This is a genomic window from Phnomibacter sp. (genome assembly GCF_036803085.1).
Taxonomy (GTDB): Bacteria; Bacteroidota; Bacteroidia; order Chitinophagales; family Chitinophagaceae; genus Phnomibacter.
In genome coordinates this window covers 38,301-51,060 of the sequence record NZ_DAIRUZ010000004.1, presented here as the reverse complement: position 1 = coordinate 51,060, position 12,760 = coordinate 38,301, and the positions used below count along the sequence as shown (strand labels likewise).

The following is a 12,760-nucleotide window of genomic DNA, read 5'->3' as shown; positions in this document are numbered from 1 at the left end:
TCGCCGTGGCTAAAATATTCTATTAATCAATATCAATAATGGACACTCAACAGCTTACTGCACAATTTTGATGGTGCCGCCACTGTGATAGGAATGGTAGTCACCGTTGTACATGGCATCGGCACTGGCGGGGCCAATGGTAAATGTGCCCGGAGATACCGCTCTTACGGTGTAGTAAAATGTTTGGCGGCCGTTGAGGTTGGTAAAGAAATGAATACGGTCGTCACGAATGTCGGTATGCAGCGGATTGCTGGCATCTTTAATCCACTCGTTGCCTGGCAATTCTTTAATGCGACTGTTTTCAATTTCGAAACCGGCAGGCAAAATATCTGTCAACACAACGTTGTCAATAGTGCCGCTGTACGTTTTTTCCAACGTTAGTTTCACCACAATCAAATCGTTTTGTTTGAAGCTGTTGCCACTCACCGGCCTGCCAAAACGGTCGTAAAAACTACGACGCACTTTCAAGTAACTGTCTTCCTCTTTGTAAGCACCACTGGCACTGATGCCTTGTGTTTGCCACCACGCATAAATATTGCCACTGCCCTTGGTGTTGATTTGAATATTGGTGCCATTCAATTGCGCCTTGGTGAGTTGCAATGGAGCACCACTCATCATACCTACTTGCTTACCGCCTACGGTCACTACTGCAGTTGCGTTAGTAGCGCCAGATTTACGGGCTATTTTACCCAAGGCCACAAAGCCAAACGCACATTCCTGCGTAGTGTACCAGCTGCGGCCTTTGAGTTTGGCTGCTACATGACGGGCCATTACACCCACTTGCGTGTTGGTTGGCTCTGCATCAATCAATGCATTCAGCGCCACGGCTTCATCACGTATATCACTGTAAAAACTGCCGCCAGTGCTGGCTACTGCTTCTTCTCCGGAAAAGCTTCCGGGTAGCAATGCTTTAGCGGAAGCCTTATCGCCAGCCAGCGTGTATGCCGCCGACAATAAATAGCGGCTATCCAACGCTAAATCTTTTTGATTGGTTTTGTAATAGTTCATAGCGGCCACGGCAGGTCTTCCTGCCAATGACAAAACGTACAAGCTGTACGCTACTTCTTTGGGCGCAATTTTCTTTTGCAAATTGCGGTTGTAGAAATAAGCCACCAACTCTTTGTTGCGCAACTTATTGTTGAGATAATTGAGCATGGTTTCCAGCAAGCTTCTGTCTCCTTCGTAGCCGGCTTTTTTTGCTTCTACTAAAAAATGAGCGGCGTATGCAGTTGTCCACCAACTTTCCTGACTTTCATTATCCCACAGTGTAACGCCGCCGTTGTACAGCTGGCGCATTTTTATTTTCCGAATGGCTTCCGCAACATTTTCTGTAGCGCTTTTCTGAAAACCTTTTTGTGCATGCACCATATCCGACAAGTCGGTAAAGTACAGTTGCGGAAATGCCACCGACACAGCTTGCTCTGTACACCCGTATGGATATTGAACGAGGTATTGCAACTGTCCGCCCAATTCCAGTAAAGGATTTCGACTCACCGTCAGTGTATAGTTCAAACTCTGTGGAATAAAATCCAATGTATTCATACGCAACACTTGTGCAGTGTTGGCAGGAATGGTTTGTGCACCATTCAGCTTTTGCAAAGTAGAAGCCGGACGAATACTGATGTCGGTTTCATCTAAGAAAGTTTCGCCCAATCCCTTCACTTCTACTTTGATATTGGCTGTACCAATAGTTGGTGGTGCAAACAATTTAAACAACACACGACCTTCCCGTTTGCCTTCAATACTCGTAGTGGCTGTATTGCTGCCTGCAACTTGTACTCCGGCTGAAGTTAACAACCTTGCATTGATGCTGGCCAATTTGTTGGTAGTGTTGGTAATGGTAACAGGAACCAGCACCGTATCACCGGGACTCATAAACCGGGGTAATGCCGTGCTTACCACCAGCGGATCGGCCACTATCATTTTGCTTTCTGCAGCACCAAACTGGTTGTCTTTGCAAGCCACCGCCATCAATCGCACTTCTCCACTAAACTGTGGAATATCAAATTCGAAAGTGGCTTCTCCATTGCTGCCGGTTTGGCGAATACCACTCCAGAAGCTCACCAACTTCACCCGTTTGTCGGGCATGGGGTTTTGGCGCTGGCTCAATTGCAAGTCAGCATCGCCACCACTGCTGCTGATGGTGCGGCGCAGCTCCGGAAACAGCAACGGATACAAATCATACCCATTTACACTCAAGGCTCTGGTAGCAAAAAAATGTGCAAACGGATCGGGTGTTTTGAAATTGGAAACGGCCAGCACACCATTGTCAACAGCAGCCAGTGTTACCATGCTGTTGGGTGCTGCTTTCACGGTTACTTTTTGATGCGTTCGACTTCGTGTTTCTTTTTTCGCATCAATACTTACCGTCATGCGTTTGCTCTTGTCTTCCACTTTGATGTTGGCGTAACCATGCGCCACCGTCAACGGCATATCGGTTACCGTATGTGGCTTAAACAACGTCGCACTGATGTAGGCATTCGGCAAATACTGGTCATCAATTTTGAGGTTGAGGCTGGCATTTCTATTGTTGACATCAACATACTGATAGCTCACTACTTTATCTGTTTCAACCGTCACCAACATGCGGCCGTTAAATGGCGTTTTAAATAAAGCCTTTACGGTTTCGCCATTGTTGTAGCTGTTTTTATCCAACGAAATATCTACGTTGCCTTCGCGGTTTACTTCAAACGCAGCATCGGCATTGCCCCATGCACCATAGCTGTAAAACCGCTGACTAACGTAGTTGCTTACGCCGGGTGCAGCTATGCGTATTTCATACTCACCCGGTGTAGCAGGTGTAAATGGAAATACTGATTGCTCACCACTCACTTGCATGGTGCGTGATGCTATCACTTTACTTTCCTTTTGCGATTCGTAGCGGAAGTAGGAGCCGCTCTTCGACAACACCGTGCGGTACTCATGCTTAATCACTTGTATTTGTGCAGTGGCATTCATCACCTGCTCTTTGCTGTTGATGGCAATCACCGGAAAATTGATGTTTTGCCGTAACGGAAAATAATTCCAGCCGGTATTGCCCAAACCAAACAGCACAGGTTGAGTGTAAATGGTGGCCCTCGACACACGGTTTACCGGCCGCCCGGTTTCATCGAAAACAGTACTGAAAAAACTGGCTTCCAACACACCAAGGTTGGCATACATAGCAGGCACATCAAAAGCAGTATTGGCAATGCCTTGCTCGTTGGTTAATCCTTCCCGCAATACCTTATCAAAAATGGTGCGTTCGTTGCTGAGGTCGAAGTCGAACTTGTTGTATTTGGCAGGTGCAATGTGCTTTTGTTTTACCTGTATTTCGCATTCATATTTTCTGCCAGCTGCCGGCGGGCCAAAATAGTTGCTGGCCTGCAGGTTCAATTGAATGGATTGTCCGGGCATCGCTGATTCCTTATCCAAATTAGCATTCACCTTTATTCTATCAGGCATAAAGGTTTCTACTTTCAGATTTTTGCTGGCCAGCAACACATCGTTGCCGTTGTACACTTCCAACACATAAGTGCCAGTAATGGCCGATGCACTGAGTGGCACATTCACTTCTGCCCCACCTTGTGCATTCAGGTTTTTGCGCAGGCTGGTGAGCTCTTTGCCATTCGGCATCAGCACTTTCATTTTGATGGGAATAGTTCCCGGACTTTTCCAGTTGCGGTCTCGCAGTACCACCGCCGCATTCATTTTTTCGCCGGGGCGATAAATATCTCTTTCAGGATATACAAATGCATCGAGGCCGGTGCTGTTGATGCGTTTGCCCCCTACTTCAAAACGGGAAGTATTCACGGCCGTGTTGTGAAATGGCAGGTAGTTGAAATCATCACCGGTTTTGGCAATGACCATCGCCGGTTTAAAGCCGCTGAATTCTTGCCGGGCAAAAGGCACTTCGGCCACGCCATCGGCATTGGTATTGGCAGTACCCAACAATTGATTGTTGGCGCCGTACACACTTACAGCTACGCCACTCATGGCTTTGGCGGTTTGTATGCTATTGGCAAATACCAGCATTTTATCAACGCCCTGCTTGGCTATGAGGCCCACATCACTCAACGCCACAAAACGGCTATCACTAATCCAGTAATCTTCGGTAGAACGAATTTTTACATGGTAAATGCCTTTTACATCAGACAGTTTATCGGTGAGGTTGAATTGAAACAAGCGACCACTGCCGTACTTTGGCAACGACCTTGTATCTATGACAGACTCATACACCACATCGCCGAGTACTGCATCGCCATCTTCTTCGTAATAATAATAATCTTCTTCGTCTTCATTGCCCCTTTGCTCTTTGGGATAATAGCCATAGCGATGCGCCATCAGCAAATTGCTTTCGTACACTTTCGAAACAATCACTTTTATCTTGGGCACATTGGCAATGCGTACTTCAATATTCTTTGCGCCATTCTTTCCTAAATAAACAGCTTTGCTACTAGCAAAACTCAGCGAAGGTTCGAGGCTGCCAAACGCCACGCTGGTGCTGTAGTTTTCTTTCAGCACCCCGCCTACTTTTCCTCGCAGGCCTTTCTTAAAAGTCAGCGTGTAGCTATTGTCTACACTAAACTGCTCACTGGTAATGAGCAATCCATCTTCGGTAAGTTGGGAGCTATAAGCAGCCGTTGGCGATAGCTCTATGAAAGAAGCAAACTGGCCCGCCACCAACTGCTGACTGGTTTTAATCAAGATGCTTCCCTGCACACCATCATGCTCAGCCGTTACATCGTTTATACTCAATACAAATGGCGATGGCAATACCGCTTCTATCTTTTCTTCTTTCGCCGTACCGTTTTTGCCTTTATCGGGCACCAGGCCTTTAGCAATGCTGAGTTGCAATGCCAAATCTTTGTCTTCCGGTTTTACATTGCGCAGCCGTACACTCACTTTCGATTCGTTGCTAACGGTTATGAGTTCTACTTCTACATTATTGCCATCCAACTCCGCGGTCAGTTTATCCATCAATGCTTTGGGATCAACATTGTAGTTGAAGTACAAATCAATTTGCGGAATAGCAGCGGCAGCACCATCGGGCAAGGTCCAAAATGCATGGGTGTTTTCCAGTTTTAAATCTGCCGTTTTAAAGGTCAGTTCATCGTCTTCTTCGATGCTGGTAAAATCGGTTCGCTTCAGCAATACCTTATTGAGGCTGGCCGTAAAACTGCTGGCCGGCGGCAAGGGTTCTGCGGGTGAAAACACCAGCTGGTCGCGGCTTTCCCAACGGAAGCGGCCCCTGATTTTGGGAGAAAAACTGACATACTCGGTACTGTCCCATTGGTTGAGCATACTATCGGTAGCCAATGGCGCCGAAAACCGAAATGTGAGGTTGCCCAACTGTGGTACTTCATCACGGGCATTGGTGTAGCTCAAACTCACTGCATTTCGGTTGCAACTCCAAATAGCAGCAGATACAAAAAGCAGCGCCATCATCCAGCGCAGGCTGGCAGCAGAAAACCTGTTCATACAATAATTGGTTGTGTAGCGTAGGGAAATATAGCACAAAGCCGTGGGTAAAAACGGCACTGCAGCAAGGCAGTTGATAAATGTGTAGCAAGGGCAGCAAAACTGCCAACGAGGTTGGTCATGTGAAGGCAAGCTTGCCGCAGAATGTAGCGGTGCATTGCCATTTTGAAAGTACAACGGAAAAAGATGCACACACAAGTCTGCAATCGTTAATCATTCATTAATTGCCGAGCATGTATGCAAAGCATAGCATGAAGCCCTACTTTTAAACAGCATTTCAGCAACCTGTCACTTTTATATGCTGCATCGTTTTTTCTCTTCCTTTTTTTCTGCCAAAGCCGATGCAGCAGCATTACCGGCATGGCTGCGGCGTGGTTGGAAAATGCTTCGCTGGATAGCAGCTTTGTTTTTATTGTTCATGAGCATCATTGTACTGTTTCCACCACCCGATTTGCCTGCCTACAGCACTATCATTACCGACAACAAAGGCCAGGTGATTCATGCCTACCTCACCCCCGATGAAAAGTGGCGCATGAAAACAGAGTTGCACGAAATTTCGCCCTTGCTGCAACAAACCATTGTACACAAAGAAGATCGCTGGTTTTATTATCACCCGGGCATTAATCCCGTAGCCGTTGGTCGTGCTATCGTAAATAATGTATTGCGTGGTCGTGTTACCTCCGGTGCATCCACCATTACCATGCAGGTGGTACGCCTGCTCGAACCAAGGCCCCGCAATCTGTGGAGCAAAGCCATAGAAACCATCCGGGCATTGCAACTGGAATGGCGGTACAGCAAAGCAGAAATTTTGCAGCTGTACCTCAATCTGGTGCCAATGGGTGGCAATATTGAAGGCATCAAATCGGCATCGTGGTTGTACTTCAACAAAAACCCTGACCACCTGAGTTTGGCAGAAATAACGGCACTGAGCATCATTCCTAACCGGCCCACCAGCTTACGGATGGGGCGCAACAATGCATTGATTGTAAGCGAACGCAACCGCTGGCTGCAGCAGTTTGAAAAAGATGGTTTGTACCCCCACAACGATATTGCTGATGCCATAGCAGAACCGCTCACGGCTACCCGGCTACCTGTACCCCGCATGGCACCACACTTATCGCAGCGGTTGCGCAACAGCAGACAGGCCATGGTACAATCTACCATCAACAGTGAGCTGCAACTAAAAACAGAAAAGCTGGTGGCAGATTATGTTAGGCCATTGCGGATTTACAACATTCATCATGCAGCTGTAGTCATCATAAACAATCAAACCCATGCAGTTGAAGCCTATGTTGGCTCAGCTGATTTTACAGACACCATTGATGGTGGTCAGGTAAATGGTGCTGCAGCCGTTCGCCAGCCGGGCAGCACCCTCAAACCACTACTCTACGGACTTTGTATTGATGCAGGCATGCTGACACCTAAAATGCGCATCAACGATGTTGCCAGCAACTTTGGTGGCTACGTCCCCGAAAACTATGATCAGCAATTCAATGGTGCAGTGAGTATGGAATATGCGTTGTCGCATTCGCTGAACATACCTGCCGTAAAAATGCTGCACCGGTTGGGCAAAGAAAAAATGGTTGCTGCATTGGTAAAAGCCCGTTTCAATCAGATAGCCAAAGACGAAAAAAAACTCGGACTGAGCATGATATTGGGTGGTTGTGGCACCACGCTGGAAGAACTCACCGGTTTGTTTAGCGCCTTTGCGACTGAGGGTTTGTATTATGCACCACGCTACCATATACAAGACAGCAGCAAGAAGCCAAGCCGCATCCTCAGCAGTGGTGCCAGCTACATGCTGCACGAAATACTCAGCAATATCGAACGTCCCGATTTTCCGGTACACTGGCAAGCCACCGGCGCCCTGCCCCGCATAGCCTGGAAAACCGGCACCAGCTATGGCCGCCGCGATGCTTGGAGCATTGGCTACAACACAAAGTATACAGTGGGTGTATGGGTGGGCAATTTTAGCGGACAAGGCATTCCCGAACTCAGTGGCGCCAGCATTGCCACGCCTTTGTTGTTTCGCATTTTCAACAGCATTGATTACGACAATGATAAAAACTGGTTTCGCATGCCGGCCAGCATGGACAGCCGCATGGTTTGCTCCGACAGCGGACTGCCTCCGGCAGAACATTGCCAGCATGTAACCACCGATTTTTTTCTGCCGCTCATTTCACCAGCAGCAGTGTGCAATGCTGAAAAAGAAGTGATGATATCGGCCGATGAGAGAATAAGCTACTGTGTGAATTGTGTTCCCGCCAATGGTTTTAAAAAGAAATGGTACAAGGAAGCAGCACCAGAATTGCAAGCCTATTTCGACCAAAGGCAAATAGCATATGAAAGAATACCGCCGCACAATCCGCAGTGCCAGCGGGTATTTAGCGGCAACGGGCCCAGCATTGTATCGCCCGACAACAGAGCAGAGTATTTCATTGAAAAATCGCAGCCCGAACCCATTATGCTGCGCTGCCAGGCAGAGGCTGATGTAGCAAGGGTTTACTGGTACATCAACAATCGTTTTTACAAAGCCGCCTTGCCCGGCGAAGCTGTTTTTTTTGCCCCCGAAGCGGGGCAGGTAAAAATTTCTTGCACCGATGACAAAGGCCGCAACCGCGACATTAGCATACTGGTAACGGTTGTAGATTGATGTCGTTTATTCTTCCATCTTTTTGATATCGCCACTACCCGCAATGCTTTGCTTGATGGAAGGATTGCCACGGTAGTAAATATCGCCGCTGCCGGCTACGCTTACATCCAGTTTTATGCTGGCGTATACCCATGCATTGCCACTACCCGCAATGCTGATGTTCACTTCTTCTGCCAATAGTTTTTCGCATTTGCAATCGCCGGCTCCGGCTACATCCAGTTTGAGTTTGCGGGTGGTGCCACTGAGGGTGATGCTGCCTGCGCCAGCAATATCAGCCTCTACTTCCGGGCAATCGAGTGCTGCTACAATATCGCCACTACCTGCTACTGACAATTCCAGTTTTTTTATGTCTCTGATGGTGCCTTTCACCTTCACATTACCACTGCCTGCAAAAGCAATGCTTTCAACCTTAGGCAGGCTCACCCGTATTTGAATATCTTTTCGGGTACGCAAATTGACACCATTCATTACTTTCACTTCGAGCCTGCTACCATCCTTATCAATATTGATGTACTGCAGCAGATTTTCTTCTGCTTCAATAGAAACCGCAAAGTCTTCGCCGGGAATTACCTCGACCTCAAATGGTCCTTCAAAGGATAGCTTTGTAAAACCAGCCACCGATCTTTTTTCGGTGGTTACATGTCCATTGCCGGTTACAGTATCCATCCAAAAATGACAACTGCTTAATACCGGCAGCAATGCCAGCAGGATATATAGGAAGTATTGCTTTTTCATCTCTTTAGATTTCATTAACAAAATTTCTGATTTGATGCCAAAGTGCCAAACTTGAATGGGCAGACGGTTGGCATCTTTTGTTGAATGGTATTATACCAATGGCTTTTGACGATGGATAAGACGACATGCCCGGTTTTCCCCTGCCCTATCTAAATTTTCCCGAGCCTTGCGGGGCGTGTCTCAATGCTGCCTCATGGCCGTTATCTTTGCGCCCATCATGACCGAAAAAATTCTCATCCTCGATTTTGGCAGCCAATACACCCAACTCATTGCCCGTGCTGTGCGGGAAGCCAACGTGTATTGCGAAATTCAACCGTACCACAAGCCAGTAAATTATGAAGCTGGCCTTAAAGGCATCATTTTGAGTGGCAGCCCATTTAGTGTAAACGACGAAAAAGCGCCAGTGGTAGATGTAGCTGCCATGAATGCCCAACTGCCCGTGTTGGGTGTGTGCTACGGTGCACAGCTTACCGCCAAACTGTACGGTGGCCGGGTAGAAAAAAGCGACAAGCGGGAATACGGTCGTGCTTACATGGTGAAGCAACAAGACGATAGCCTGCTGGCCGGCATCAGCGACCGCAGCCAGGTATGGATGAGCCACAGCGACAGCATTAAAGAACTGCCCGAGGGTTTTGAAATTTTGGCCATAACAGATAGCATTCCGGTGGCGGCGTTTAGAAAAAGTCAGCAAGTCGGAAAGTCGGAAAGTCAGAAAGAAAATTCAGAGCTTTCGGACTTCCCTCTCTACGGCTTTCAATTTCACCCAGAAGTATACCACAGCACCGAGGGTAAAACACTCATCAAAAACTTTTTGTACAACACCTGCGGATGCAGCGGCGATTGGACACCGGCTCACTTCATCAGCGAAACGGTGGCCAACCTGAAACAACAGATTGGCGATAAAAAAGTGATTATGGCGCTGAGCGGTGGTGTAGATTCTACCGTGGCGGCAGTGCTCATCAGCAAGGCCGTGGGCAAAAACCTCTTCGGCATTTTTGTAGACAACGGTGTGTTGCGCAAAGATGAATTTGCACAGGTGATAGAAACCTACAAAGTGCTCGACCTGAATGTGAAGGGTGTAGATGCACGGGAGCATTTTTACACTAAACTGGCTGGCAAAACCGACCCCGAAGAAAAACGCAAAATCATTGGCAACACTTTTATTGAAGTGTTTGATCAGGAGGCACACAAACTCACCGACATCAGCTTTTTAGGTCAGGGTACCATTTACCCCGATGTGATTGAAAGTGTAAGCGTACACGGCCCCAGTCAAACTATCAAGAGCCATCACAACGTAGGCGGCCTGCCCGATACCATGAAGCTGGATTTGGTGGAACCGCTCCGCTTTTTGTTTAAAGATGAAGTACGCCGTGTAGGTGTAGAGCTGGGTATACCGCATGATTTGCTGTTCCGTCATCCCTTCCCTGGTCCTGGTTTGGCCATTCGCATTTTGGGCGAAGTAACCGAAGAGAAAGTGACATTGCTGCAAAACGCTGATGCCATTTATATCAACGGATTGAAGCAACACGGGCTGTATGATAAAGTATGGCAGGCAGGTACCATTTTACTACCTGTAAAAAGTGTGGGTGTAATGGGCGATGAACGTACCTATGAATTTACCGTGGCCCTCAGGGCTGTAACCAGTGTAGACGGTATGACGGCAGACTGGGCACACTTGCCCTATGAGTTTCTGGCGCATATCAGCAATGAAATCATCAACAATGTAAAAGGCATTAACAGGGTGGTATACGACATCAGTAGTAAGCCGCCGGCTACTATTGAATGGGAATAAAAACAGAACTAGAAATCAACTGGCAGAACAAATTCTAAGTAGTTATTTTCTTACCAGACTTTGATTAAAAAGCTACCCTTTTGCAAAAGCAGAGGGTAGCTTTTTAATTAATTCATTTTCTTATTTTTAAATCTCATTTATAAACCCTTTATGAGATTTATTACCCTTGCCCATTGCATTGTAGTATTACTTTTTGTCACACCTCTAAACGGTCAATCTTGCTTCTTGCTTCCAGTGAATGTGACAAAGACCGATGTTAGTTGTGAAGGAGCGAATAATGGCTCGATACTTATTTCAAACTTGCCAACCAACTTCACAAACGATTACTTTATCATAGAAATAAAAAACCTTAGCGGTGTCGTTATTTACTCCTTTGCGCAGGTTGGATTTGGTGCATCATCTATCAACATTCCTAATTTAGGACCTGGCTTATACGACATAAAAATTGACCAATACAAAAGAGAATTCATTAACGGAAAATTCGAACTGACAGAATTGATTTGCAGAAAAACAGGATCGCCGCAAATTTTGTCACCGGGCTGCGATGTTACCTTTCAAAATCTTTCCTTCAATCTGAATCCCTGCGATCCGAATTTTGGGAATGCGTCTGCAAAAATCAGAGGTACATTTTGCGCAACATGGCCCCGAACATACCGCATCATCAACGGGGTAAGAGACATGACTCAGCATGTCTTTACTGTTGGTAGTAATTATCATCCCGACACTACTTATACCAATAACCAACTGAATGGCTTAAAACCCGGCGATACAGTAAGATTTCAGTTATACAGTGGAGACTATTTATCCTGGCCCGGTGAAAACATAGACAGCAGTATTTGTACCTATTCATCGCCAACTTATGTGATGCCTTGTGACATTGCATTCGACACCATTCAGGTACTGCCCAATAGCCCTACTATACATTCCGTTGCAGGAAAAGTAAGTTCCGATTACCTGTGCAGATACGGTTCGGCTTACAATTTTTCACTTGAAGTAAGAAATGAAAGCAACGAAATACTCACAAGTGCAGCTATTCGGCAAGATGGTAGTTTTAATTTCAATATCGCCGCATCATATAGCCAGATTAGAGTAATCTGGAAGTTGAGCGATAGGTGCAAAATTGAACAGCAGCTCAATATGCCCAATAGCTGGATAGGTGGCGCAAGCAATGCATGGGAAACCCCTGCCAATTGGAGTCAAAATGAGGTGCCGAGTGCCAACAAAATGGTCTTCATTAGTAACCCTTCTGGAGTTCCAAAGAGTATCAATATCAATTCGAATGTGCAGGTAAAAAGTTTACAATTGGATGCAGGTGTAACGCTTGTGCTGACACCTGGTAAGAATTTAGTAATATCACAGTAAATAGTCCGACAACAGAAAATAAATATGAGTCTAGAATTAACGTGCAATTCTAGACTCATATCATCAGCAGCAAGCCCCCGGCTACTATTGAATGGGAATAAATCGCCATTGTTGGTGCAGACCAACAATGAATCGGTCGTTTAATTTTTTATCCTGCAGCAAAGCGGCATTCCAACAGGATGCCGCTTTTGTTTTTAGCAAACAAGCTGATTCAATTCAACCATCGCATTGGATGAATGACATACAACATATTTGGCCCCGGCCGTTTCCCTTACCTTGTCAAAAAAATACGCCATGCCACTCCCCGATATTTTCGATGCCACGGTGAGCAATGCTTTGATACAACGCATTGAACAATTACAGCCCGACATGAAACCCATTTGGGGTAGTATGAACGTGGCACAAATGCTGGCGCATTGCAATGTTTCTTACGAGTATGTGTTTGAGCCCAGCAAGTACAAACCCACGCCGGCGTTCATCAAATTCATGCTGCGGTTATTCCTGAAAAACACAGTGGTGGGCGAAAAGCCTTTCAAGAAAAACAGCGGTACAGCCCCTGATTTTAAAGTGGCAGCAGAGCAAGATTTTCAGGTAGAAAAAAGTAAAATCATCAATTACATCAAACTGGTGCAGCAAATGGGTCGCCATGCTTTTGAAGGGCGGTCATCGCATTCCTTTGGCGTACTTACCGCACAAGAATGGAACAATATGTTTTACAAACACCTCGATCATCACCTGCGGCAATTTGGCGTATAAAA

Annotated in this window: 6 protein-coding genes; 4 read left to right on the top strand and 2 right to left on the bottom strand. The window is 46.5% G+C overall.

Annotation, left to right across the window (positions count from 1 at the left end; genetic code table 11):
* Window positions 1-54: 54 nt before the first annotated feature.
* Complete coding sequence (locus V7Q13_RS09560) at window positions 55-5,460, bottom strand: alpha-2-macroglobulin family protein (protein WP_333800456.1); 5,406 nt, start codon at window positions 5,458-5,460, stop codon at window positions 55-57.
* A 298-nt stretch (window positions 5,461-5,758) separates the two neighbouring features.
* Here V7Q13_RS09560 and pbpC point away from each other — a divergent pair, with 298 nt between their 5' ends.
* The gene (gene pbpC, locus V7Q13_RS09555) at window positions 5,759-8,113 is read left to right on the top strand and encodes a penicillin-binding protein 1C (protein ID WP_333800455.1); all 2,355 of its coding nucleotides are present in this window, start codon (window positions 5,759-5,761) and stop codon (window positions 8,111-8,113) included.
* 6 nt (window positions 8,114-8,119) lie between these two features.
* Here pbpC and V7Q13_RS09550 read toward each other — a convergent pair whose 3' ends face one another.
* Window positions 8,120-8,863, bottom strand: a complete 744-nt coding sequence (locus V7Q13_RS09550; RefSeq protein ID WP_333800454.1) for a head GIN domain-containing protein — start codon at window positions 8,861-8,863, stop codon at window positions 8,120-8,122.
* Between the two features lie 178 nt (window positions 8,864-9,041).
* Here V7Q13_RS09550 and guaA point away from each other — a divergent pair, with 178 nt between their 5' ends.
* The 3 genes from guaA (at window position 9,042) to V7Q13_RS09535 (ending at window position 12,758) form a co-directional block, all read left to right on the top strand.
* A complete protein-coding gene (gene guaA, locus V7Q13_RS09545; RefSeq protein ID WP_442958254.1) occupies window positions 9,042-10,640 on the top strand; it encodes a glutamine-hydrolyzing GMP synthase in 1,599 nt (532 codons plus the stop codon).
* Window positions 10,641-10,790: 150 nt separating this feature from the next.
* The gene (locus tag V7Q13_RS09540) at window positions 10,791-12,002 is read left to right on the top strand and encodes a hypothetical protein (RefSeq protein ID WP_333800453.1); all 1,212 of its coding nucleotides are present in this window, start codon (window positions 10,791-10,793) and stop codon (window positions 12,000-12,002) included.
* A 294-nt stretch (window positions 12,003-12,296) separates the two neighbouring features.
* On the top strand, window positions 12,297-12,758 hold the full coding sequence (locus V7Q13_RS09535) for a DUF1569 domain-containing protein (RefSeq protein ID WP_333800452.1): 462 nt from the start codon (window positions 12,297-12,299) through the stop codon (window positions 12,756-12,758).
* Window positions 12,759-12,760: the final 2 nt, after the last annotated feature.

Excerpts from the sequence above, each read along its gene's own strand:
- V7Q13_RS09550 (WP_333800454.1), bottom strand. The coding sequence starts at position 8,863 with ATGAAATCTAAAGAGATGAAAAAGCAATACTTCCTATATATCCTGCTG.
- V7Q13_RS09560 (WP_333800456.1), bottom strand. The coding sequence starts at position 5,460 with ATGAACAGGTTTTCTGCTGCCAGCCTGCGCTGGATGATGGCGCTGCTT.
- guaA (WP_442958254.1), top strand. The coding sequence starts at position 9,042 with ATGGCCGTTATCTTTGCGCCCATCATGACCGAAAAAATTCTCATCCTC.
- V7Q13_RS09540 (WP_333800453.1), top strand. The coding sequence starts at position 10,791 with ATGAGATTTATTACCCTTGCCCATTGCATTGTAGTATTACTTTTTGTC.
- V7Q13_RS09535 (WP_333800452.1), top strand. The coding sequence starts at position 12,297 with ATGCCACTCCCCGATATTTTCGATGCCACGGTGAGCAATGCTTTGATA.
- pbpC (WP_333800455.1), top strand. The coding sequence starts at position 5,759 with ATGCTGCATCGTTTTTTCTCTTCCTTTTTTTCTGCCAAAGCCGATGCA.